Here is a 24286-nt window from a genome sequence, read left to right on the forward strand (position 1 = left end):
CGTGGCCGGGGCTTACGGCCCGCTCTTTGAGCATGGCCAGCCCCGACTCCGCTGGGTACGACCCGCTGTCGCACTTGCGTCGCACTTCCGGAGGCCCTCGGTACCTCTGCGTGCTTCCATGGCCGTGGAAGGGAGCAGCGACGTGACGACCGTGCATGAGTGGACCGGTCTCGAAGCGCGTGCACTTCGCCGAGCCCTGCGGATGAGCGTGCGGGTGTTCGCGCAGCACCTCGGCGTGGCTCCCCGCACCGTGGCGAAGTGGGACCAGCTCGGTACCGCCACTCGGCCACGTCCGGACACCCAAGCCATCCTGGACACCGCGCTCGCCCGCGCGAATTCGGCCACTCACCTGCGGTTCGAGACGCTGCTCTTGGAACTCGGCCAGGACGTGGACCAAGGGCTGAGAGTCACCCGGATGGGACCACGGGCCTGGGACTACGAGACCTGGACGGACGACCTTGACCGGGCTGTGGTCGCTCTCAGCCGCCAGAGCTTCAGCTACGCCACCGACCTGCTGAACCGATGGCTCACCCGCTACGACCCGCACGCGTTGGACGACAAGGGTCTTTACCTGTTCGCACGATCGACGACGCTGTTTGGCGACCTCCAGCGCGACCAAGGAGCAGTCACCGGCCCATTGTCCGCTCGCCGCTCCTACCTCAACGCCCGATCGATCTACGGACAGCTCGACATCCCCCGTCGTATCGCGCAGCTCGACCTTTCGTTGGCGGTGGTCGCCGAGATGGGGGGCCGGTTGGACGAGGCCGCCAAGGAATATGAGGCGCTGGCGGTGGACGACCGGCTCTCACCACGCGACAGGGCGCGAGCCCGGCTGTGGGTGGGGACCGCCCTGAGCAAGAACGACAAGAACGACTACGCCGCCCGCCTGATGACGACCGCCATCCGCGAGTTCGAGAACCTCGGTGAACCCGAGGACTGGTCCGTCGCGCACCAGAAACTCGCTCTGGCCCACCGTGGCGCAGGGAACCTCTCGGAGGCGCTACGCCTGATCGACCTCGCCCGCGCCACCGCGGTCACCGATGCGCCCATGCAGCGGGTCCGGCTGGAGACGGCGTACGGGCACGTCCTGCTTTCGGATCGGGCCACCGTGGATGATGGGGTGGTGATCCTCGACCGTGCCGCATGCGAGGCTGCGCAGCACGGGCTCGCGCACCAACTGCGCAGCATCGAGGGCATCCAGCGGACCATCCAGGGGGAGATCCGCCTCCCTCTGCCGCGGCGACCAGGGAGCAACCGAGTGAGTGTCAAGCAGCAGGTCATCACCGACGAGCAGTGGCAGCACGCCTACACCATCTGGGACTACCACCAGATGCACCACGACCTGAGCCGGTGTGACGTGGCCATCGGCCTGGGTAGCCACGATCTGGGGGTGGCACGCGCGGCGGTCGACCTGCACCGCGCCGGCTGGTTCCCGCTGCTCGTCTTCTCCGGTGCCACCAGCACCACTACGGCGGCGCGCTTCCCCCGAGGCGAGGCCGTCCACTACCGCGAGCACGCGCTCGAACTTGGCATGTCCGCCGAGACGATTCTGCTGGAGCCGAATGCCACCAACACCGGCCAGAACATCGCACTGTCCCGCCAGGTGCTGGCCGATGCGGGTATTCGGCCCGGTTCGGTGCTCCTGATCTCCAAGCCGTACATGGAGCGCCGGGCCTACGCCACGGCACGAAAGGTATGGCCCGAGGTCGAGGTGGTGTGCGCCTCCGAGCCGCTTGAGCTGGATGACTACGTCAGCTCGATCGGTGATCCGAAGTTGGTCATCGACATGCTCGTCGGCGACCTCCAGCGCGTGATCGAGTACCCCAAGCTCGGCTACGCCATCGAGCAGCCCGTCCTAGGAGAGGTCCATGACGCCTACCAGGCTCTTCTCCGCGCCGGATTCGACAGCAGGCTTCTTACGCCCTGACCTGCCGTACGGCGAGGTGTGCGCCATCCACCAGCCCAACCTCTTCCCCCGACTGGTGACGCTGGCCAAGCTGTTCGCCGCCGACTACTGGATCGTCCTGGACGACGTGCAGTTCGCACGCAGGGACTATCAGCACCGCGCGCGCCTCGCCTCGCTCGACGGCTCGTGGCAGCCGCAGTGGCTCTCCATTTCCACCCATCTGCCATACGGCCGCTCCACCTCCATCCGCGGAGCGCGTCTGGCTGATCCCATTCGCTGCCGGCGCCGTGTCGTTCAGCTCCTCGCTGACCACTACCGGCACAGTGCCTACTGGCCGTCGTTCAAGAGGGGGCTCGACCCCGTACTCGCCGCGTTCGAGAGCACGGATCGACTGGCGGACGTGACGGAGCTGTCCACGCGCCTGCTGCTGGAGGAGGTCGGGTGGCGGGGGCAGATCCTGCACAGCAGCGATCTGCTCGCACCCGGTGAACGCTCGCAACGCCTGGCCGACCTGGCCTGGCTGACAGGCGCCACAACCTACCTGTGCGGCACCGGGGGCATGCGATACCTGGACCCGGCCGCTTTCCGGGTCCACTCGATCAAGGTCCTCCCGTTCCAGGCCCGCGGATCGGGCATATGGGCATCCGCCCGGGAGGTGAGCGCGGTACACGCCCTGATGCTCGTCGGGTCGGGCGCTCTGGGGCGGGAACTGGAGGCTTTGCGCGGACGAGTTCTTGATGACGATCCCCGATCTGGTGCCTAGCCCTGCTGGGCTTTGGAGATCGGTTCGCACTCCTCGCCATGCCGGGCTCATGGCACTCCGGTTCCTCGGAAAGGATCCCGACAGCCCCGACGGTGACTCGCCAACCGTCTGGGAGGACGGCGACGACTACATCCTGCAGGGCTTCACCATCACCGACACTGCCACTCTCCAGCGTGTGGGTGACACGACCGAGGACGAAACGTTGATCCGCTTCCCCAAGCGGACGATGCAGTTCTTTCCGGAGGTCGCCGGTGGTGGCAACAGCAACGCTTAAGCAACTCCTGACCGCCTATCAGCGCTCTTCCTGGCACCTGGAGATGCGCTACACCCTGAACGACCCCGACCTCAGTGCCTGGCAATCTGGGCTCCGTCATCACGAAGACGGCGCAGCCCGCATGCTCAATAACAAGATCGCTCAGTTCCGCACGCCATCCACCCGCACAGACGGCAACCTGCTGATTCGCACCCGAATCGACACCTACGCGCAAGCGCTGGCCGCGCGCTGCGACCTCGATGCTGAACTCGCTTTCGACCTCGCCGACCTCCTGCCATGGGAGCCCGAAGCCATGCGATGCAGAAAGCGTCGAAATAGCGCTCGTGACCCTGAGTTATAGATGGTGACTGCAAGCTGACTGATCCGCAGGGTTGTAGAGGTTCCCAGAGACTATGGCGGAGAGTCTCCAAAGGGTTTTTGGCGACTGCGTCGGTGCGCCTCTATATGGCGACGCGGGCCAATTCGAGAACCTCACCCGGAGAGATCTCGCGATCCCACGGGGTGGCCACCTCGGTCAGGAAGCGCACCGCCGTCATCAGCGCGTGCGGAGTCTCGGGGCGCCCCGCCGCGTGCAGGACCCGCCAGGGTGAGCGCACCGTTGTCCCGATCATCAGCTTGGGCTCGGTGCACGAGCCTGTATCGGTGCTTTGTGTTTGGGTCAAGATGCCTACGTGCTGCCAGAACGCCAAGAGATCCGCCATGGTCTCCACCTCCGGGTGGCCGCAGGCCTGAACCAGTGCGGAGAACCCGTTATCCCAGTGAGCCCAGCTGTGCTCGTCGTCGATCATTTGCAGTCGCAACGTGTAGACGCCGGGGTATTCATCCAGCTCGGGCATCTCACCGGCAGCCGGTAGGCAGTCCAGGGGCGGCTGGATGCCGTCCCAGACGCAGGAGGTGAGCCACTGCTTGCCATCGTTCCAGCGTCCAGGGGTCTGAGCCGCGGCGTGTGCGGCAATCTCCTGCGCCGAGGCGCACGGGGCGTCGAGGAAGGCCCGGATGATCTCACCGGCGCGGGGGCAGATCGTCAGCCAGCCGGTCTCATACACCGCGATGACCGCATGAGGCGCGTCCGCCGGCTGCGGGACGTCCGGGTGGGTGAGGGTGATCTGGTGCGGCCACGAGGGCAGCGTGGGCAGTTCCACCCGGTGAGGGCGTCGGCCGTAGCGGTCGATCCAGTCATAAGCCAAGGTCATCCGCTGGCACTCGATGGCATCCTCTTCGGCCTGGCGGACCTTGTCGCGGGCGGCGCGCAACTGCTCGCGCCGCTGCTGTTCGGCGGTGGTCAAGTGCACGTGGCAGTGCTCGGCGCCGATACCGGTGAAGATGCGCTTGGCGCAGCGCGCCCCTTTGAGGTTGACGCCGGAGCACTGGGCGTGCGGGAAGAGATCGGGGCGAGAGGCCTCGCTCAGCGCCTGCAGGTGTTCGGCGGGGATGTCGGGCTTGGCGGGGGCGTACATCTCCGGGATGACCGCCTGCGGATCGCTGCCGGCCTCGCGAGCTTGGGCGAACACCGAGCGCGGGCGCGGCACCCCACTGCTCCAAGAGGGGGCCAGCGGCAGGCGCGCTTCGACGATGACGCCGGCGTGCGCGGCGTTGATCAAAGCTTGGGTCGCCTCGTGCTGGATGGACAGCTCCTCGGTGAGGTTGAGGCGTGCGCCGTGAATGAGGGACAGGATGGAGTTGATCTCCCACGACAGCTGGGCGGCTTGGACCAGCAGCCAGGCGGGGGAGTAGCCGCCGTGGTGGTTGCGGCGTGGTACGGCGATTGTGCGGGCGGGGCGACGCGACTCCGTCGTGATCATGATTGCCTCTTCAGGGTTGCCGAGGTGAGCAAAGGGGTCGCCGTCAGCTTCCCGGCTGCGCGGGACGGAGATTGATCACCCTCCGTGATATGTACCAAACTTGGTACAGACCTTTGAGGATCATGCACGCCACCGTGGGTAAGTGTCCACCCCGATCAATCCGCGCCTCGCTGAGCTGCGCAGACAGTTCGGCCTGCGGCTGCGCGACATACGGGAAGGTCAAGGACTCAGCCAGGAACGACTCGGAGAACTCGCCGACGTCGACCGCAAGACCATCAACCGTATCGAGAACGGTATGTACAGTCCCCGCTTGGACAACGTCTTCCAGATCGCCGACGCCCTCGACATTCCGATCAGAGAACTGTTTACCTCGTCTCCGGTGTCTCGCCGATCTCGCCGGTGATCGAGCTGCACGAGGTCATCGACTCCAAGGGAAAGATGATCATGCGGCCCAAGGAGGGCGGGTTCGTGATCCCCACCAGGGGCACCCACCAGCTCCAGCCGGGCGGTGACCACATCATGCTGATCGGCCTCACCGAGGCGGTGAAGCCCGGCGCGCAGATCCCCTTCACCCTCACCCTCAAGGACGGCAAGACCGTGGAGTTCACCGCGGTCGGCAAGGAGTTCGCCGGAGGCAAGGAGGACTACCAGCCCGGCATGGGCGGGAGCGACGACGGCGAGGGCATGGACATGGGCGAGAGCGACGGCTGAGCGGGAAACGGAGGAGAACTCTGATGTCGGACCCCCGACTCAGCCGCAGGGGACTGCTCGCGGGAGGCGCCGCCACCGCGGCCGGCGCCCTCGCCGGGTGCGCCCCCGGCCAGGCTGTCCCCCCAGTCGGCCCCCAGGCCGCTGCGGCGGCGCGAGGCCGGAACCAGATGCTGCTCGTCGCTACTCACAGCACTCCACCCTGCCAGAGCAGCTCCACCACCGAACTCGGGATACATCACCTGAGTCGATTGAGTGCTTGCACCCTCTAGCGACGAGGGACGCCCGTTTCGACAAAAAATTTTCAGCCGATTTAAGCGCTTGCCGATCAGAGCCCCAGAGGGCCGGTACCTCGCGCGCCGTCTCGTTGTCAGTAGTCAAGGGCACGGTCGACCAGGTCGGCGACCTCGGTGGCCGAGGCGCGGAAGTAGCGTGCGGTGGTCTCGATGGAGGTGTGGCCCAGGAGGGCCTGGATCTGGGCGTGGTCGGCGTCGGCTTCGCGCAGCCGGGTGGCGTAGGTGTGGCGCAACCGGTGCGGGCGCAGGCCCGGCAGACCGGCGTCCTTGCCGACCGCGCGGACCACGTCGGTGACGCCGTCGACCGTCAGCCGTCCGCGCTGGCCCGCCCACAGTCCTTCGCTGACCGCGTCGGCCAAGGCGGGCCGTGAGGTCAGCAGCTCGGCGCGCACCTTCAGCCAGGCGATGAGACGTTCGCGGGCCGGGACCGGCAGTGGGACGGTGCGGACCTCGTCGCCCTTGCCGTGTAAGCGGGCGGTGCCGCTGCGCGTGGTGATCGCCACGTCGCCGACGTGCAGGCGTTGGCATTCCTCGGCGCGGGCGCCGGCGCTGAGCAAGACGGCGATGAGGGCAGCGTCGCGGGAGCTACGGCGATCGGCGGCTCGGCGCACCGCGTTCTCTTGCGCCCGCGACAACGCCTCCGGAGCTCCGGGCTTGGGCACCCGGGCGCGCTTGACCGCCAAGCGCAGGCTGGGCCCGTGCTCGTACAGCAGCGTCACCGCGGCGAGCGCCTGGTTCACCGTCGCCGGCGACGCGCCCGCGGCCAGCAGGTTGCGGCGCCAGGCGGTGACGGCGGCTTCGGCGCCGACCAGGTCGACGAACGCGTCCGCGTGCTCGGCCGCCCTCCCGAGCAACCACTCCTGGTAGGCCAGCGCCTGGCGCCGGTAGGCGGTCACCGTGTTCTGCGCCAGCGCGCACCGATCCAGATGCGTACCGAACGCGGCCAACGCCACCTCCGCGGCGGCCGCCACCGACCCTGGCCCACGACCGGGCCGAAGCTCCACCACGTTTCCCGCCTTGGAATCCCTCTGATCGGCAATGAGGTTGTCGACTCGGCCGTTGCCTCGCCGACCATCGCGATCGTCAACCGGGTTGCCAGCCTCGCCGTCGCCATCGTTGTTGATCTTTCCGTCAGCGCTCGCGGCCACTCGCCGGACCCTTCTTCTTATTATCCGGGGAGTTTTTCCGGCGTTAGCCTGACCTGTGCCCGGTGGTTATCCGGGGAGATCCTAGCGAGACTCCCCGGATAACGTAACTTATCCGGGGTGTTAAGTCGTAGAAGTGATCTTGGAACTGACTGTTCCAGAGTTATAGGCAGAGCGAGGCCATCTCGGCGTGGCGTGTTCTGCATCACATCAAGCCACTAGCTTGTCGCCGTCGCCCGCTTTCCATGGCGGCCACCTCTTGTGTTCCGTCGCTTCTTGTGCTCATTTTCGGACATCCTAAAATCAACGGAGCCTCTCCTTGTAACCTTTTTCGCCACACTTCCATGGACATCACCACAGCCTCGCAGGCGCGGAATGTGCTATTAGGGCAGCTTGGAGGGGTGCATGCGAAGGCGTCGGCGATCAAGGGGCCACTGCCTTTGCGTGATCGTTTCGGTCCCTCCGCCGATGGCTCAAAGTAATCACGCAGCCACGAAACCAATGCACGGCATTTTAAACCTGGAAAGCGTGTCCTTTTTGCCCGCACTTGCACATATTGCGGCATAAAGGTTTTATATGTAATTTTTGATCGTTTGCTTGTTCTGCACTCCGAACTGTCGCCTTTGGCCTGGCCAAAGCGCTGCGGCGGACTGGGGTAACGCGGGAGCGATTGGCTCTCGCGCTGACGTGTTCGGAGGATGACGGCGTATGCGCCGAAATGTGCCGTGGTCGTTTTCAGTGCGCGTGAAAACGTGGGCAGCGGTAGTCGTCGTTACGACTGTGACCCCTGGCTTGCTGCTTTTCCAAGCAGTTCCAGTGTCTGCCGCAATGCGATCGGCCGTGCTCTATCACAGCGTCCCGGACACGCCGAAGCAGCTGACAGGATCAGCAGCGGGTTTCCCCTCGTTGGTGAGCAGCAAGGCGACCACCGAGATGTCAGCGGCGGTGATTGACGGCCAATGGCGTTCGGATATCGAGCCGCCCGAAGGGGCGGTCCCCATCGAGGAGCGCTTCGTCGATCAGCAGACGACCGGCACCCAGGCCGGGTCTTCGTCGAAGACCTCGGTCATCCCGGCACAGTCGCAGGCTTCACTGCTGGCCGGTGAGCCGACGTTGTTGAACACCTTTCCGCGCAGCGGGATGTTGATGGATTCGCTGACTCCCACCTTGCGGGCCCAAGGGCGCAGCACGGTGGGCGGATCGGTGCGGTACGCGTTCAAGATCTGTGACAAGGACACGATGACCGGGACGGGGTGCACCTCCTCTGGCACCCTGGCTGCTGGGGTCAACACCTGGAAGGTGCCCGCGGCCAAGCTGGCGTGGGGAAAGCAGTACTGGTGGACGGTCACCGTCACCGACACCTCTAACTCAACGTCGACCCTTTCACCGGTGCACACCTTCGTCACCGGGGTGCGCCAGCCTGTGGTGACCTCGCAGTTGGCCACCCCCGGCGTCAACGGCCAGGAGTTTCACCAGCAGAGCGGCAACTACACCACCACCGCCACCGACCTGTCGGTTCCCACCGCCGGGCCACCGCTGTCAGTGACGCGCTCCTATAACAGCATGGACCCGCGCACCGACGGGATCTTCGGCGCGGGCTGGTCGACCCGCTGGGACATGAAGCTCGTCAAAGAGGTGCGAGGCGTGGCCGTCGCGGCGCTGGTGACCTACCCCGATGGCCGCCAGGTGCGGTTCATGGGCAACGGGTCAGGGGTCTTTCAGCCGCCGCCGGGCATGCACGCCACCTTGGCTGAAGAAAGCGGCGGCACCTGGCGGCTGATGGACAAGTCAGCCACCACCTACACCTTCGACGCCCAAGGCCGGTTGACCGAAGTCGCCGACTCGCGCGGCCGCGGCCAGGAGCTGACCTACGGCACGGGTGGGAAACTGGCGACGGTGACAGCCACGGGCGGGCGGTCGCTGACCTTCACCTGGACCGGCGCCTACGTCACCTCGGTCTCCAGCGACTCGGTGAACGGTGCGCCGCTGACGTGGACCTACCACTACGACGGGGATCGGCTGACCGGGGTGTGTGCACCGGTGGCCGCCCCCAACTGCACCCACTACAGCTACGGCACCGGCTCCCAATACCGCAGCGGTGTCCTGGACGACGACCCCTACGCCTACTGGCGGCTGGGCGAGGCATCGGGAACGGTGGCGGCCGACCAGGGCGCGGGCCAGGCCAATGCGGCCTATCAGGGGGTCGGGTATGCGAAGCCCGGCGCGCTGGCTGGCAGCCCCGACACCTCGGTGGAGTTCACCACCGGTTCGGCGCTGAAGCTGCCCGCCGACACGGTGCCGCACCTGGGTGATCAGATCTCAGTGGAGGCGTGGTTCAAGACCAGCCAGTCCGGGGTGCTGATGGCCGCTGGCACCCAGGAGACCTCTGGCATCCCGTGGGGGCCGATGCTGTATGTCGGCACTGATGGCAAGCTGCGCGGCTCACTGGCCGCGGTCGCCGCGCCGATCACCTCCACCGGCGTAGTCAACGACAACACCTGGCACCACGTGGTGCTGACCGTCTCCGGCCAGAACCAAACGTTGTTCCTGGACGGCGCGCCGGTAGGCACCCTGAGCGCGGCTGTGACCTCCTGGCGCAGCATCGCGACGGTGGGCAACGGTGTGGCCGATCCGGCCACTTCCCCGGCGGTGCCCACCCCGCGGGCGGCGTTCCCGTTCAAGGGCTTCATCGACGAGGTCGCGATCTACGACAAGCCGCTGACTGCGGCCGAGGTGAGCGCTCATCACACAGCCCGGGCCGAGGCGGCGCACAAGCTCACCGGCGTCACCCTGCCCTCGGGTCGGGTGTGGGCGGCCAACACCTACGACGCCGCGACCGACCGGCTCAAAACCCACGTCGACCGCAACGGCGGGACCTGGCAGATCGGCGCGCAGACCTACGACCCGCAGACCGGCGCCGCCCGGGTCACCGTGGTCGACCCGCGCAACGAGGAGTTGAAGTACCTCTATGACGCCTGGCGCGGTTATCGCATTATCGGGGAGACCGATCAGCTGGGGTACACCTCCTGGCATGAGTACAACCAGTCAGGGTCGCTGGCCAAGCTGATCGACCGCAACAATATCGTCAACGATGTCTACTACGACGAGCGTGACAACCTCATCGCCCGCAAGTACTGTCGCGCCGTCGGCGAATGCGCGATCGAACGCTGGAAGTACTACCTCAACACCGCCGACGCCTTCGATCCGCGCAACGACCAGGTGATCGTGCACCGCGATGGGCGCTCGGCCTCCGATATCGACACCACCTATGCCACTACCACCGAGTACACCAGTCACGGCGAGGTAACAAAGGTGACCAGCCCGGCCACTGCGGACTTCCCGGCCGGCCGATGGGCGATCTCCACCTATACCGACGGTACCGAGCCCGCGATCGGCGGCGGCACCACCCCCGCCGGGCTGCTGGAGTCGGCTAAGGATCTTAAGGGTAACGAGACGATCTACCGCTACACCGCTTCTGGGCAGGTGGCCGAGCAGACCAGCCCATCAGGGCTGAAGACGACGTTTGTCTATGACGCGGTGGGCCGCTTGATCACCCGCACTGAGATCTCGGCGGCCCATCCCAGTGGAGTCAGCACGACCTTCACCTACAACGGTCTTGGGCAGGTGCTCACCCGTACCGATCCCGGGGTGAAGAACGAGGTCACCGACGTCACCCACACCGCCAAGACGACGCTGACCTATGACGCCGACGGCAACGTGCTCACCACTACCGTGACCGACCTAACCGGTGGCGACCCCGCGCGCCTCACCACGAACACCTACGACTCTTATGGTCGGGTCAAGACGGTCACTGACCCTGAGGGCGGAGTGACCGCCTCCACGTGGGATGCCACCGGCGCTCAGACATCCCAGACCAACCCAATGGGTACGGTCGTTACCTTTGCCTACACCGATCGTGGGGAACCAACCTCCACAACGCTTAAGGACTGGACCGGCAGCCCAGTCAGCCCGCAGGCTGCCCAGGACATGGTGCTGGGATCCTCCTCCTACGATCCCGGCGGCCGGTTAGCGGGTCAGGTCGACGCGATAGGCCGTAAGAAGGCCTTCACCTATTGGATGGACAACCGCGCGGCGAAGACGGTTGGCGACGATGTCCTCCTCAACGAGGAGGAGGACACAGTGACCGACGTGGTGCTGGAATCAAACGAGTACGACCCGGCCGGCAACCTCATCAAGAAGATCACCGACGATCCAGCCGGCCAGGACACCAGCGGCGAGAAGGTCACCACCGACTACGTCTACGACGCCGCCAGCCGTCTGACCTCCACCACGTTCGACCCCGCTGCCCTCGGACGTAAGACCGCCTTCGAATACGACAAGAACAACAACGTCACCAAAAAGACCTTCACCGCAGCCGGCACCACCCGCGTCGAATCCACCTCCTACCTTTACAACGCGCTGAACCAGGTGACCCGGCAAACCGTGGAGAACGGCGCCGAGGACCTGGTCACCACCAGCGACTACGACGACCGCGGCCTGCTGACCGCGACCGTTGACCCGCGCGGCAACGCCTCCGGCGCCACGCCCACGGACTTCACCGCCACGATGCGCTATGACCTTGCCGGTCGGCTGGTAGAGACCAAATCACCGCAGGTGACGATCGAGAAGAACGGCACTACCGCCGCCACCGGGCGGCCCACCGTCAGGTACGGCTACAACAGCGCGGGCCAGCAGACCCAGACCATCGATGCCGAAGGGCGCACCACCACCTCCGTCTTCGACAAGGCCGGACGCCTGACCTCGACCATCGGCGCGCCCTACACCCCGCCAGGCGGCAGCGCGATCACTCCCAAGGTGAGCTTCGGCTACGACGCGGCCGGGCGGCAGACCACGATCACCGACCCGCGCGAGCACGTCACCTCCACCGTCTACGACGCGCTGGGACGCCCGGTCAAGGTCACCGAACCCGGCCCATCCGGGCCAGGCGGCGTCCGGATAACCGAATACAACCGGTTGGGCGAGCAGCTCGCGGTGATCGACCCCACCGGAGCGCGTATCGAGGCCACCTACGACGGCCTGGGCCGGCAGATCACCCAGACCGTGATCGAGCGCAATCCCACCACCGCGGCACACACCACCAGGCTGACCTACGACGCTGCAAGCAACCTCATCAAAACCGTCGCACCAGCCCCAGACAACGAGATCACCACGTACACGGTCAACGCCGCCGGGGAAGTCACGACCACCATCGCCCCGGCCACCCCTACCACCTCCGCCCCGGCTAGCCGCACCACTAGCTTCAGCTATGACCTGATGGGCCGGCAGACCAAGGTGACCGACGCCCTGGGCAACGCCACCGAAGCCACCTACGACCTGGCCGGCCGCAAGACCGCCGCCAAGGACCTCACCGGCACCAGCACGACACGCACCGTCGAGTTCGGCTACGACCCGGCCGGCAACCCGACCAGCACCACCTCCGGCGAGGGGTATATCACCCAGCGCACGTTCGACGCCGCAGGACGGCTGACCTCCCTCATCGAACCGGTCACCGCGACCTCGTCGATCACCTCGACATTCGGCTACGACGCCACCGGGGCACGCACCCGCACCACCGACGGCCGCGGCAACGCCACCTGGACCACCTACAACACCCTCGCCCTGGTCGAATCGGTCATCGAACCATCCACCACCGCCCACCCGAACGCCGCTGACCGAACCTGGACCAGCATCTACGACGCCTCCGGCAACGCCACCGCCACCCTGCAGCCGGGCGGGGTGCGCATCGACCGCACCTTCGACCAGCTGAACCGGATGACCGCCGAGGTCGGCAGCGGAACCGCGATGGCCACCGTGAACCACGCGGCCACCTACGACAGCGCGGGCCGCCTCACCACGATCGGCGACTACACCCTCGAGTACAACGACCGCAGCCTGCTGACCAAGGTCTCCAAGGCCACCAACCAGATCGCCGCCTACGCCTACGACGCCACCGGCAACCTCACCCAGCGCGTCGACCCGGCGGGGACGGCGAACTACACCTGGGACGCCGCCGACCGGCTCAGCACCGCCGGCGACCCGGTGACCGGGCGCACCTGGACCTACGGCTACGACCACGCCAACCGGCTCAAGAGCAAAACCTCCGCCAACCCGGTCGGCACCCAGACCTATGACTACGACACCATGGACCGGCTCACCTCCCAGACGGTGAAGAACAGCTCCGGCACCGAACTGTCGAAGATCTCCTACCTGTGGGACAAGGACGACAACCTCACCACCAAGACCACCACCGGCACCGCCGGAGTCGGCACCAACACCTACGCCCATGACCGCTCCGGACGGCTGACCTCCTGGACCGCCCCCGGCGGTGCTGTCACCGCCTACGAATGGGACGCCTCCGGCAACCGCACCAAGGCTGGCAGCAACACGTTCGTCTACGACCAGCGCAACCGGCTCACCAGCGGAGCCGGAACCGATTACACCTACACCCCGCGCGGTACCACCGCCACCGAGACCAAGGCTGGCGTCACCCGCAATCTGGCCTTCGACGCCTTCGACCGGCTCGTCTCCGATGGGGAGGCCACCTACGGCTACGACGCCCTGGACCGGATGACCTCCCGCACCGCCGGCGCCACCCAGCAGCGCTTCATCTACTCCGGGCTCAGCAACGACCTGGTCACCACCACTGACGGAGTGGGCGCCGTCCAGGCCAAGTACGGCCGCGACCCGTTCGGCGGCTTGCTCAGTCTCCAGGAGGGCGCGAGCCCCGCCCTGGCCACGATGACCGATCTACACGGCGATATGATCGCCACCTTCTCCGGCACCGCCTTGGTCGACTCGACCGCCTACGACCCCTTCGGCGCTGTCACCCACCGCTCCGGCACCCAACGCGCTCTCGGCTACCAGGGGGAATACACCGACCCGGACACCGGCAAGGTCAACATGCACGCCCGCTGGTACCAGCCCGGCACGGGTGCTTTCACCTCCCGCGATACCGCCACCCTCAACCCCGACCCATCGGTGCAAGCCAACCGATACACCTATGCCAACGCTGGCCCTCTCACTCACACCGACCCCAGCGGGCACAACTCCATCCAGCTCAACACCGTGAGCTCCCCGAGTACCGCGAGCGGTGGCTCCGGCTGGCAGTCCTACGATACGAGTAGCTACTGGGATAAATACATTAATAATCGTTCCTCAAGCTGGGATTGGACCCCGCCAGAGATCATCCCTGGCAAGCCATATAACCCATGGGGCGGCTACGTCTCAAATCTGGTGTACCAGGCAAGCACCTTGAAAGAACTAAAGGAGTGGGAAGCGACCTTTGGCCCCTCTTCTTGGATGCCACTTTTAAACAAGGCCGAAGCGAAGAAATGGGGCCTTATGGAAAATGGTCGCCCGCTAGAGAAGGCCATCGCAAAAGAATATTGGAAATGGTCTGCGGCGGAGCGTGTAGAATTTCACGCTTTATATAACGTGTTGCAACTTTACAATCCCGAGATTTGCTGCGACAAGGGTAGTGTGTTTTTCTCCAGCAACTCCGGAGAGAAGAATGACGGTGGCGGATTTATACCACTTTGGGATCGCGACCCTAACCTCGAAGGATGTCATTCTGACTTGAAGTCGTCGAGGTGCAAGAAAGTGATTGAAGAGGCATGGGAGGACATCAGAGTTTTCGTCTGTGGAAACAGTGCAAAACAGCAGCCGCGTTGCGACATTCCGCCTGTTATGGAAGGCGCTCTAAAGCTCGCAGGGATGCCGGTGGCCCTTCTTCAGTTCTTGGGATCAGGCTGGTCCATATCGACACCCCTCAAGGTGATGGACGAGAAAACCAAGTTGTGGGCAGAGTCCAAGGGGGCTAAATGCAACCAGGACTTCGCGACCGCTCTAATGGTATGCAAGGGGTTGGACAAGAAATATTATGCTGGCGGGGGAAGCACGATAGGAAACGTGTACCTGACCGGAAAGAGTGCGACCACGACTACGGCGACGTATCTCAAGCATGAGTTAGAGCACAGGAAACAGTGGTACCATTATTATAACCAGACCGGCTACTGGCCCACCTTCTACGTCTACTATTGGGATCAGATTTCAGCGTCGTGGGGAAATGCGTGTCAAAATGTGTACGAACAGCAAGCAGAGAAAAAAGGGAAAACCGGATATAATTGTCCATAAAATACCTTATCGCCCTTGAGGGGAATGAAAATGCCGTTACTCGTTAGACGCTTCCCACGCGGCTCTATCATTGGATGTGCAAGTGTACTGGCGCTGGCGCTGGCGCTAACGGGATGCGGGGAGGGGCCATATCTCCCCATCGGCGATCCATTACCCCGCGCTGTAGCAATGGGTCTCAGCGGCGACGGCAGGCTCCAGTACTTCGCGCCGCTCTGTCCGGGAGAGCAGGTCACCTCAGTTCAGGTTATGAACTACGCGACCCATCAAGTGCTATGGGAAGCCTCCAGTCCTATAAAAAGCATCCGTGAAGGTGGCCGGATCACTGTCGGCGCATCAGAGGAGTTCGAGCAGGTGAAGGTTCCACTTGTCTCTCCGCTGCCCGATTCATTGAGTCTAGAATTGTCCTTCGGTGAAAGAAAAGCGACCGGTGTCCAAGCGAGTCGCCAAGCCGTCCCGTCTGACCTGGCCGGCAGTGACACCGTTTTGACTGATACGGGAAAGAAGATGAAAGAAGCGGCTTTCAGAGCTCAGACAGTGCGGGAATTCTGCTAACGGCTTCATGTCGTCAATTGCGTTTATCGTACTCACGAACGAATTCTCGAAATGGTTTAAAAATTCCGGGGAATCAGGTTGGCGGAGGTACAGTAACGTCATCGCATGTCCTACCCATGAACACCACGATTCTCTACGCGCTCGCCGGCAGGTCCCCGGACATCCGGCATTGGCAGGGCGTCATTACCAGCGTGCGGGTGCTTGCATCCAGGTGCGCCACCGTCTGCGATCCCAGGCAGTAGCGGCATCTCAGAAAGGCCGCGGCGGAGTCGGACCAGATGCGGTGCTCCCAGGCGGGGGCGGCTCGTGGGCGGTGGTGGAGGTTCGGCGGGCTCGTGCTCGGCGCTGACCCAGCCCCGGCCGTGGCAGAACCGGCACGCAATGCGCAGCTGGCCCAGACGCTGGCTGCTCTCTCCCTCGCACTTGGGGCAGGTGATCGCATCGCTCATCGCCGCCCCGTCCCGGCGCACGCGGTGCACGCCACCCAGACGCTCTGCTTGGTGCTGCTGCCGTTGCGGTCGATCCATTTGCCGCCCGCGCCCAGGCAGGTGCCACAGATCGGGGTGTCGGTAAGAGTCGTGCAGCCAGGTACACGCGATTAGGTTCGCCCAGGTCAGCAATGCCACTGACGGACCGTTGCGGGATTTCTCTGGGATCGCCCGACATAGATAATCGGCTGCGGCCAGTATTGGTGCGGGTTCATGGGGTATGCGGCGGCTTGGCTGACCGCTTCGCGAGAAAGCCGAAGCCATCACCAAGGTCGTGAGGTCCGGGCACCCCGTCGGCGTACCTACTGATCACCCGAAAAGAACCGGCTAACGCCCGACGACCGTGTGGAACAGAAGGGCGCTCCCGCCGATCGCTCCGCCACCAACCAGACATGCCGCCGGCAGGGGCTGGCCAGCAAGATAAGCGAGCAAGCCCGCGAGCAAGCCCACGACAACCGCCAGCAGCAGGATCACGGCAGCACGGACAGACAGCAGCGGGTCAGGCGACGGTGCCACGAAGTTCTCCCCAGGGGTGATGACGAATCTTCCGCTCGTAAGTCGCAAGCGGGCCGTCATCCCACGAAAATCGCTCAGAAGACCCGTACGAAAAAAACTTGGAAATCTCCGTGGGGTGCCTGCCGGGTGCGCACCTACAAGGGCCATCTACAGACGAGACCGACGGAAGGGCAGTAGGCCGGTGAGCGACAGCGGACAGGCAGCGGGCAGGTCGCCCGCGGTCAGTGCGCTTACCGGACCAGTACAACCTCCCGAAAACAGCGCCTCCGCTCTCGCTCTCGTTCTGCCGTCAGATGTGCTCAAGGGGATCCCGGCCACGGTAGCGGCAAAGGCTCAGCAACTGCAGGAAGGCCTGGAGCGCCGGGCGGCTGACCAGCGGCTACGTGATGAGATGGCCCGGTACGACTTCACCGGCGACAGGTACCAGAGGTTCGAAAACGAGCTGGCTCGGTACGGCATGTCGGTCCTTCGCGGCTGGATGTACACCGGCTACATCTTCAAGCTGACCGCAAGCCGCACGTTCGTTTTGTCCCCCAGCGACGCCGAACTTGAGGAGCTGCACCGTGACTCCGACGCTCGTGAGGAACTTGCCACGATGACCGTCGCTCTTGCTCTTCCACGGTTTCGCCAACATGCGCTCATCGAGGGCGGCTGGCGTTACGAAGGTGGTGCCAGCTTGCCGACCTACTTCATGGGCGCTTGCCTGTACATCTTCCCCAATGAGTTCCGCAAGCGCCGGGCCCAGCAGAGGAGATGGAACTGGGCGCACATAGAAGAGGCTGTCACCTTGGAACCGGATGCCGGTCTCATCGCCAGTATGGAGGCACAAGCACTGGGCACTATGCGCGTTCGTGACGATCTAGGACGCCTCAACGCGCGGACCCGTGCGATCGTCGCGTTGACGATCGACGGCTATAGCCAGAAAGAAATTGTCGAGCTCCTCGGGGAGAGCTCTGTTCGGGCGGTAGAAGGAGCCTTGCATCGGTGGAGAACAAGCAAGAAGCAAGAGCTGCAAGGGGGTGACCGATCGTGAGCAACACCGCTGATGAGCAGTTCAACGGGATGATTGAACGCTCATCACTCGGCACGGACGGGGCACGCCAACTGAGGCAGCGGACTCTGCAGTTGCGGGTTGATGAAGTCCACCGGATCCAACGCGGCTACAGGGGCATGAGCGCGGAGGAGAGGATTGCGGAGCGACGCGAGCGCCTTATTACCGCCGCTTACACGCTGTTTGCCCATCCGGGATTCCAGGTCACCACGATCGAGCGGCTGTGCGCGAGCGCGCGCATCTCTAACCGGGCCTTCTACGAGTGCTTCGCTGGCCGAGATGACCTTGCGCAGGTCGTCTACGAGAGATGCGTCGAGGAGACGCTTTTGTCGATGACCGAGGCCATGGAGAAGGTCCCGCCGACGCTCGACGACCGGATCGTGGCTGGTATTAAGGAGTACATCCGCTTCGTCACCAAGGACATACGGCGGGCCCGGATCATGCATCTGGAAGTCCGCCGGGCCGGGGACGTCTTCAGCGGGGCCAGACAGCAGGCGATCGCAGCGTTCGTCAAGATCATCGAGGTCGAGGTGCGAGACGTATCACCGCCGCTCCCTTTCGACCCCCACCTGCTGGCACTCGGCCTCATCGGCGCCATCACCGAGTTGCTCCTCGAGTGGGTGATGGTCAGCCCTGCGCCCTCTATCGAGCCGTTGATCGACGCCTCGGTGCATATCTTCCGGCGCATGTTCGCCACCTGAGCGCTGCCGGTCCCGGCGGTCACTACGAGCACATGCCGCTGTGTCTGGCCCTCATCAAGGCGGCTGACGTCGAGCAGTTGCCCGCCGCAGCTCACGCGCTAGTGTCCTGCGTCAGAAATTCGTCGGCAATATCGGGCTAAGGATTCGAGGATCTCCTCGGCGGTCTTCTTCCAGACAAACGGGCGCGGGTTGTCATTCCAGTCATCGATCCAGGCGCGGATGTCGGCCTCCAGGGCTTCTGAACTTGAATGGTTGAAGTTACGACTGTTCGAGGATTAGGCCGGTCTGGGCGATGAAACCGTCGAGCAGCGCAGGACGGTACTGCATCCGTTTGAGCTTGGTCTTGACCAGCACGGTGAGTTGATCGACGTCATGGGGAGCGAGATTGGCCAGGCCACGCTTGAGGACCGGACCACACCCCTTCGGCCGGGTTCAGCTCCGGCGCGTAAGCGGGCAGCTGGAAGACCGTGAGCCAAGGCCTCGCCTCGATCGCGATGCGCATCGCCCGTGACAGGTGACGGCGGTCGTTGTCCCACACCAGCACCAGCGGCCCGCCGAGCTGAGCGTGCGCGGCATCGAGCAGTGCCGCGAACTGCGCGGGGCCGAAGCCCTTGGCCTCACCGGGCTGTCCGCGCCGGGCCAGGAGGCGGTACATCAGCCGGGTACGCTGCCCCGGCTTGGCGCACACCAGCCCGACCACCGCCACTCGTGCGTACCCTTTGCCGGTCACCGTGACCACCGGAGTGCGGCCGCGCGACGCCCAGGTCCGCGCCCGGGGCGGTCTCAGGTTCTGCCCGCACTCGTCTTCCCAGCACAGCCAGGCGCCCAGGTCGAGCACCGCCCTTTTATCGCCGGCCACTCCTCGGCGACCCACGAGGTGATCACCCCCTCGCCGCGCTCAACGGCCCGCTGCACGGGGATCTGCGGACTCCAGCCCAGGCGGTGCAGCAGATACGACACCCCACGCAAGGTGTAGCGGACGTGAAACAACACCGCGATCAGGTCGGCGATTCGGGCCAGCGTCCAGCGCTGGTCCTCCAGATATCCGTGCGCGGCCGGACCACGCTCCAACTCAGCCCGCAGCCGCTCCAGCCGCCGCGCATCCAGCCGGCATCTCTCCCCGCCCGGCCCCTTGGAGGCCAGCGCCTCCATGCCACCGCACTGCCAGGCGCGATACCAGCGGTTGGCCGACATCCGGCTCACTCGAAACCGCCGCGCCACCTGCGGCGCGGGGACCCCTTGCGCAAACAACTCCGCGGCCTCGAAGCGTAACCGCTCCCGCCGGGCACGTTCCGCGGCGGTCAGCCCGCCGCCCTCGGCATACCTCATACCTCCGGGATAACCGATCGCCGCAAGCCATCATCGGCCACCCCCTGGTAACACCCGCCTTTCAAGCTCAGTTGCACGCTTTTGTGTACTCCGCGCCGGATCATCTGATCGGTCAGGAAGCCGAACCAGCGCTCGACCTGGTTGATCCAGGAGGAGCCGGTCGGGGTGAAATGCATGTGGAAACGGGGATGACGGGCCAGCCACGCTTTGATCGCCGGGGTTTTGTGCGTGCCGTAGTTGTCGCAGATCAGGTGGACGTCCAGCTCGGCCGGGACGGCCCTGTCGATCGTGATCAGGAACTTTTTGAACTCGGCGGCGCGGTGCTGGCGGTGCAGTTCACCGATGACGGTGCCGTCTGCGACGTTGAAGGCGGCGAACAGGCTGGTGATCCCGTTGCGGGCGTAGTCATGGGTGCGCCGCTCGGGCATGTCCGGCATCATCGGCAACACCGGCTGTGAGCGGTCCAAGGCCTGGATCTGGGATTTTTCGTCCACGCACAAGACCACGGCCCGCTCGGGCGGGTTGTGATACAGCCCTGCGGCGTCGACGACCTTCTCCACGAACAGTGGATCACTCGACAGCTTGAAGGTGCCGGCCTGGTGGGGCTTGAGGCCGAAGTCGCGCCAGATCCGCCCGATCGTGGACTTCGACAGTCCGCTTCGGGCGGCCATCGAGGTCCTCGACCAGTGGGTGGCGTTCTTCGGCACCTGCTCCAAGGTCGTCACCACCACCTGCTCGACCTGATCCAAGGTGACCGAGGGCGGGCGGCCGGGGCGCTGCTCGTCCATCAGCCCCTCCAGCCGGAGCCGGACGAACCGCCGCCGCCATTTGGAGACCGTGTCGCGGTGGATCCGCAGGGCGGCAGCGATCTCGATGTTGTCCAGACCGTCCGCGCACGCCAGCACGGTCTTCGACCGCATCGCCAGGACTTGCGAGGACTTCGCACGCCGGGCCCAGCGTTCCAACGTGGCACGCTCATCAGCGGAAAGCGTCACCGGAGTCTTGGGCCTTCCCGTCCGCGCCATGTAACCCATTCTAGACTTAGCCGACGAATTTTAGACGCGGCACACTAGGCGCCCCGCACCCGAGCGAGCGGGTGGAAACCGCTTTGGAGGGAAAAGACTGCCCAAAGGGCGAACACTCCCCGGATAATCAGGGTTATTCAGGGAGTTGCGGAACGGCGGGGCGAAGGTGCATTTCAACGGTTCATCAACGCGCGGGGAAGGTGTCGGGCTTGGCCTGAGAACGCCTGAGGGCACACCTGTCTTTGGAGCATTAGAGACGATGCTGACCAGGGAGCCGAACACGGCGCGCCTTGGCTAGGTGTAGCTTTTAAGAAGGAACATGAACTGCGAGCAACATAACGTCGTCATCCTGCTCATGCTCTTCCAGCATCCGCTCTGTCAAGAAATCAAGAAGCATATGGGGGCTTCTGATAGCTTCTAATGGAGCCTCGGTCACAACAGAGCAGAGCTCCGTAAGACCGGCATCTAATCCACGTTTACGGTTTTCGACGAGGCCGTCTGAGTACAGAACGGCGGTGTGGCCGGGCGGGACGCAGAATCTAAATTGTCTGCGGTTCGTGGGCCAGCCCAGTGGGGTGCCTGGCTCGCCGTCGTACAGCAGCGGCACGCCCTGCGGGGAGATCAGTAGGGGCGGTGGGTGCCCGGCGAGCGCCAGCGCGCCCTCTCCCGTACCCGGCTCAACCACCAGGTAGGCGAGCGTAGTGATCTGCTCCAGGTCCTCAGTGTTTTCGAACACGCGATCGAGGCCGGTGAGAACAGCTGCGGGCGGCGGATTAGTCAGCGCCAGGGCCCGCATGGCGTTGCGGATGCGGCCCATCCCGGCTGCGGCCTTGACGCCCTTGCCCATGACGTCGCCTACCACCGTCGCGATCCGGCCGTCCTGGAGGACGAACGCGTCGTACCAGTCGCCGCCGACCTTCACATAGCGGTTGCCGGAACGGAAGCGCTGGGCGAGGATCAGGCCACGCATCACCGGCAGGCGGTCAGGCAGCAGGCTGCGCTGGAGCGTCTCGGCCGTGCGATGCTCGTGCTCGAACAGCGTAGCTCGCTCCAGGGCGAGGGCGCACTGCCCCGCCAGGGCTTCCAGGAACACCCCGTCCTCCTGGGAGATCTTCTGCAGGCGGGTGAAGGAGAACCTCAGCGCGCCGAGCACACGCCCTGCGGCCAGCAGCGGCAGGCCTATCCAGGCCCGCTCGTCGCTGTGGGCGACGAACCCATCGATCGCCGCCTCATCGCCTCCGGCGTCCAGGAGTTGAGCCTTTAAGCTCTCCGGTGATTCGGCGAAGACCGGGCGCCGGCTGTTGATTGCCATGGTCATCACGCTGGAGTGCGACAGCGAGATCTCGTCACCTGGCGCTCCCACTCCCGGTACCTCTGGGATGCCGCTGTTATTGATCAGTTTCAGCATGGCTCGGTCGACGTGGAGCAGCGCCACGGCCGAGCGGTCCGCAGCCAGGGCTGTGCGGCCCACGTCGATGATGACTTGGACCACCTGCTCGACGTCGAATACCTCGGTGAGTATCGCCGTGACGCCCTGCAGGTGCGCGGTCCGCAATGTGGCGGCACCGAGCTGATTAGTCAGGCGGCCGCGCATCTCCTCGGCCTCCCGCTGCGAGATGACATCGGTGTCGGCGGGAGACTCACCTCGGGCCACCTGCTGAGCCTCCAACCGGTCGAGAAGGTCCGAGAGGACCTGGACGCGGTGTTCTGCTTGGCGAACTCGGTCACGCCCCAGTTCTAATTCCTGGGCCAGGGAGGCGATCTCCTCGTGGTAACGAGTGCGGTCGTGATTCCACGCGGCACGCAGCCCTTCGGTCTCAGTGCGCAAGTCTTGGAGAGTCTGGGTGCGTTCTGTGAGCTGATGCTCCAGGGCTTGGGCGTAGCGTTCCGCCTCCTTCCATCTCGTGACCGCGATCTTCAGCTCGTCGTTGACCTTCCGGACTCGATACTCGTGAGGATGAGCAACCTGAAGGGCGGCCATCTGAAGATCGACCATGTACGCGCGCACCTCGTCGGTCACCGGGACACCCGCACTCGCGCGCATGGCCAGGATTTGATCGAGGAACCAGCGTTCGGCAGGCACGCGCTTGCCATTCAAGTACCGAGATACGGTGCCCTTGTCGACTACCGGGTGGAGCCGACAAAACAGGCTGATCGACATGCCCAGGGCAGTGAACTGAGTGCGCAACTCTCCTACCCAGGCCCCTACCTGCGGACTGAGCTCCGGGCTCAACGGCGCTAACTCGACGGGACGGCGGGCGATCTGGCTCACCCACACATCATCGCCGTCCCAGGCCGTTTCCAGCGACAAACCACCTCATCGCGAGCGTTGCCAAATGTCTGCAACCCCCGCGCGTGACCGTTGCAGTGCGGCGCAACCCCCTTGAAGTCTGGCTTTCTAGAACCGAGCATTCGCACCTGCCTCGCCGTTGTGCGGCGATGTGAACAGAGAGGAACCCTCGTGCGTCGCCCGGTTCAATCAACACCTCCCCTCTTGACCATTCGATCCGCCCTGGTCCTTGGCCTCTCCCTGATCTTCGGTACGGTCGCAGGAGTCCTCACCTACTCCGCCACAAGCTCCGTCCCTGGGGCGATTCTGGGTGCCGGAGCCGCCACAGCGGGCGCGATCGGACTGCTCAACCAAATCATCAGCGACCCCGCCGACGACAGCAGTCGTCGTTAGCGGTGTCGCTGCAGGCTAGGCACCTTATCTCGACTGCAGCGATCTCAACGTCGACCAGGCGCAGCGGGAGGTGGTCGTAGTGGTCGTCGTCCTCCTCCATGCCGAACGTGATCAGCAGGACCGCGACCTCCTGCAGGACAAGCAAGGAGGTCGCGGCACTGTTCAGGAGCGAGCGCAGTTCATTAAACGACCGTTAGATGAACGCCCCAATAGGCCACCGGCCCGCCCTCGGGGCGGGAAAGGGGCCAGTGGTCGGCGGCATGTTATTCGCCTGACCTCCGGACGTGACGAACGCCCCGCCGCACGGCTCGCGCCGGGACGGGGCGTTCGCTTTGATCATTTAGCTGGCGGTACAGCGGTTGGCAAAAAGCGACGTGACGTTTCCGCGCGTTTTAGCCAGGCGGATCAGGCGCCAGGCCGTGGCCCATTGGGCGAGATCGTCCTCGCTGCTCCCACAGCCGACGATGAAAGCCCCCACGATCTTCATGAAGGGCAGACGAGGAGACTTTTGAAGGCTCAGCGTCTCGCGCAGGGTGCTGGCCGCGACGGTTCGCCCGGACTCAAACGAGGCGGATCTGGGCGGCGCGCACGCCAGGCCGCTGTACGAGGAGCGCTACCTGCTGCTCACCCCCGACGACGGCGAGCTCGCCAGCCGGGACGTGGCTCGCTGGGCGGAGGTCGCCGCGCTCCCGCTGTGCCTGCTCAGCCCGCAGATGCGCAACCGGCGGATCCTGGACGCCGCCTTCGCCGCCGCGGGCGCCGTCGCGGTCCCCGCCGTCGAGACCGACACCGTCTCGGCCCTGTTCGCCCACGTCGCCACGCACCGCTGGTCCAGCGTCATCGCGCACGCCTGGCTGCACATGTTCGGCGTCCCGGACGGCATGCGGGTGGTGGGTATGGAACACTGAGCCCTT

18 protein-coding genes and 2 pseudogenes are annotated in these 24286 nt (G+C 64.9%); 11 read left to right on the forward strand and 9 right to left on the reverse strand.

Translation table 11 applies throughout. The features are described 5' to 3' along the window. Positions 1–142: 142 nt before the first annotated feature. Genes ACTOQ1_RS37110 through ACTOQ1_RS37125 form a run of 4 tightly spaced genes read left to right on the forward strand, consistent with a single transcriptional unit; the run spans position 143 to position 3283 of the window. Positions 143–1927, forward strand: coding sequence for an ElyC/SanA/YdcF family protein (locus ACTOQ1_RS37110; RefSeq protein ID WP_440072681.1), 1785 nt, complete (start codon positions 143–145; stop codon positions 1925–1927). Beyond that, positions 1869–2669 carry a WbqC family protein gene (locus ACTOQ1_RS37115; RefSeq protein WP_440072683.1) on the forward strand — a complete coding sequence of 267 codons (801 nt, stop codon included), beginning with the start codon at positions 1869–1871 and terminating at the stop codon, positions 2667–2669. The genes ACTOQ1_RS37110 and ACTOQ1_RS37115 overlap by 59 nt, the downstream gene beginning before the upstream one ends. 49 nt (positions 2670–2718) lie before the next feature. Next, positions 2719–2943: a hypothetical protein gene (locus ACTOQ1_RS37120; protein WP_440072685.1), complete on the forward strand. Its 225-nt coding sequence runs from the start codon at positions 2719–2721 to the stop codon at positions 2941–2943. Then, positions 2924–3283 carry a hypothetical protein gene (locus ACTOQ1_RS37125; RefSeq protein WP_440072687.1) on the forward strand — a complete coding sequence of 120 codons (360 nt, stop codon included), beginning with the start codon at positions 2924–2926 and terminating at the stop codon, positions 3281–3283. Before ACTOQ1_RS37120 ends, ACTOQ1_RS37125 begins: the two co-directional genes overlap by 20 nt. A 100-nt stretch (positions 3284–3383) precedes the next feature. Here the strand turns inward: ACTOQ1_RS37125 and ACTOQ1_RS37130 are convergent, their stop codons facing one another. Beyond that, a complete protein-coding gene (locus ACTOQ1_RS37130; RefSeq protein WP_440072688.1) occupies positions 3384–4745 on the reverse strand; it encodes a hypothetical protein in 1362 nt (453 codons plus the stop codon). A 142-nt stretch (positions 4746–4887) separates the two neighbouring features. Between ACTOQ1_RS37130 and ACTOQ1_RS37135 the strand changes: the two genes are divergently transcribed. Together ACTOQ1_RS37135 and ACTOQ1_RS37140 are read left to right on the forward strand one after the other, a co-directional pair. Continuing rightward, positions 4888–5148: a helix-turn-helix transcriptional regulator gene (locus tag ACTOQ1_RS37135; protein WP_440072689.1), complete on the forward strand. Its 261-nt coding sequence runs from the start codon at positions 4888–4890 to the stop codon at positions 5146–5148. Next, complete coding sequence (locus tag ACTOQ1_RS37140) at positions 5145–5456, forward strand: copper chaperone PCu(A)C (protein WP_440072691.1); 312 nt, start codon at positions 5145–5147, stop codon at positions 5454–5456. Before ACTOQ1_RS37135 ends, ACTOQ1_RS37140 begins: the two co-directional genes overlap by 4 nt. A 367-nt stretch (positions 5457–5823) precedes the next feature. On the opposite strand, the gene ACTOQ1_RS37145 is transcribed toward ACTOQ1_RS37140, so the two are convergent. Beyond that, complete coding sequence (locus ACTOQ1_RS37145; RefSeq protein ID WP_440072693.1) at positions 5824–6756, reverse strand: tyrosine-type recombinase/integrase; 933 nt, start codon at positions 6754–6756, stop codon at positions 5824–5826. Between the two features lie 1047 nt (positions 6757–7803). On the opposite strand from ACTOQ1_RS37145, the gene ACTOQ1_RS37150 reads away from it, so the two are divergent. From ACTOQ1_RS37150 to ACTOQ1_RS37165, 4 genes are all read left to right on the forward strand, one after another. Beyond that, on the forward strand, positions 7804–15027 hold the full coding sequence (locus ACTOQ1_RS37150) for a LamG-like jellyroll fold domain-containing protein (protein WP_440072695.1): 7224 nt from the start codon (positions 7804–7806) through the stop codon (positions 15025–15027). A 246-nt stretch (positions 15028–15273) separates the two neighbouring features. Next, entirely contained in the window at positions 15274–15579 is a 306-nt protein-coding gene (locus ACTOQ1_RS37155) for a hypothetical protein (protein ID WP_440072697.1), read from the forward strand. 1299 nt (positions 15580–16878) lie between these two features. Next, a complete protein-coding gene (locus tag ACTOQ1_RS37160; protein WP_440072699.1) occupies positions 16879–17616 on the forward strand; it encodes an RNA polymerase sigma factor in 738 nt (245 codons plus the stop codon). Next, complete coding sequence (locus ACTOQ1_RS37165) at positions 17613–18335, forward strand: TetR/AcrR family transcriptional regulator (protein ID WP_440072700.1); 723 nt, start codon at positions 17613–17615, stop codon at positions 18333–18335. Before ACTOQ1_RS37160 ends, ACTOQ1_RS37165 begins: the two co-directional genes overlap by 4 nt. A 98-nt stretch (positions 18336–18433) precedes the next feature. Here the strand turns inward: ACTOQ1_RS37165 and ACTOQ1_RS37170 are convergent. The 7 genes and pseudogenes from ACTOQ1_RS37170 to ACTOQ1_RS37200 form a co-directional block, all read right to left on the reverse strand. Further along, positions 18434–18571 (reverse strand): annotated as a pseudogene (locus ACTOQ1_RS37170) (IS630 family transposase); the annotation flags it as partial. Between the two features lie 134 nt (positions 18572–18705). After that, a complete protein-coding gene (locus ACTOQ1_RS37175; protein ID WP_440072702.1) occupies positions 18706–19173 on the reverse strand; it encodes a transposase in 468 nt (155 codons plus the stop codon). Beyond that, complete coding sequence (locus tag ACTOQ1_RS37180; RefSeq protein ID WP_440072703.1) at positions 19119–19664, reverse strand: helix-turn-helix domain-containing protein; 546 nt, start codon at positions 19662–19664, stop codon at positions 19119–19121. The genes ACTOQ1_RS37175 and ACTOQ1_RS37180 overlap by 55 nt, the downstream gene beginning before the upstream one ends. Positions 19665–19735: 71 nt before the next feature. After that, positions 19736–20698 (reverse strand): annotated as a pseudogene (locus ACTOQ1_RS37185) (IS630 family transposase); the annotation flags it as partial. A gap of 298 nt (positions 20699–20996) precedes the next feature. After that, positions 20997–23000, reverse strand: coding sequence for a SpoIIE family protein phosphatase (locus ACTOQ1_RS37190; RefSeq protein ID WP_440072704.1), 2004 nt, complete (start codon positions 22998–23000; stop codon positions 20997–20999). A 337-nt stretch (positions 23001–23337) separates the two neighbouring features. After that, the gene (locus tag ACTOQ1_RS37195) at positions 23338–23517 is read right to left on the reverse strand and encodes a hypothetical protein (protein WP_440072705.1); all 180 of its coding nucleotides are present in this window, start codon (positions 23515–23517) and stop codon (positions 23338–23340) included. 195 nt (positions 23518–23712) lie between these two features. Further along, positions 23713–23859 carry a hypothetical protein gene (locus ACTOQ1_RS37200; RefSeq protein WP_440072706.1) on the reverse strand — a complete coding sequence of 49 codons (147 nt, stop codon included), beginning with the start codon at positions 23857–23859 and terminating at the stop codon, positions 23713–23715. Positions 23860–23905: 46 nt separating this feature from the next. On the opposite strand from ACTOQ1_RS37200, the gene ACTOQ1_RS37205 reads away from it, so the two are divergent. Next, positions 23906–24280: a LysR substrate-binding domain-containing protein gene (locus tag ACTOQ1_RS37205; protein ID WP_440072708.1), complete on the forward strand. Its 375-nt coding sequence runs from the start codon at positions 23906–23908 to the stop codon at positions 24278–24280. The last annotated feature ends 6 nt before the right edge of the window (positions 24281–24286 follow it).

Origin of the sequence: Streptosporangium sp. OZ121, assembly GCF_051918885.1 — a bacterium.
In the GTDB taxonomy this organism is placed as follows: domain Bacteria; phylum Actinomycetota; class Actinomycetes; order Streptosporangiales; family Streptosporangiaceae; genus Streptosporangium.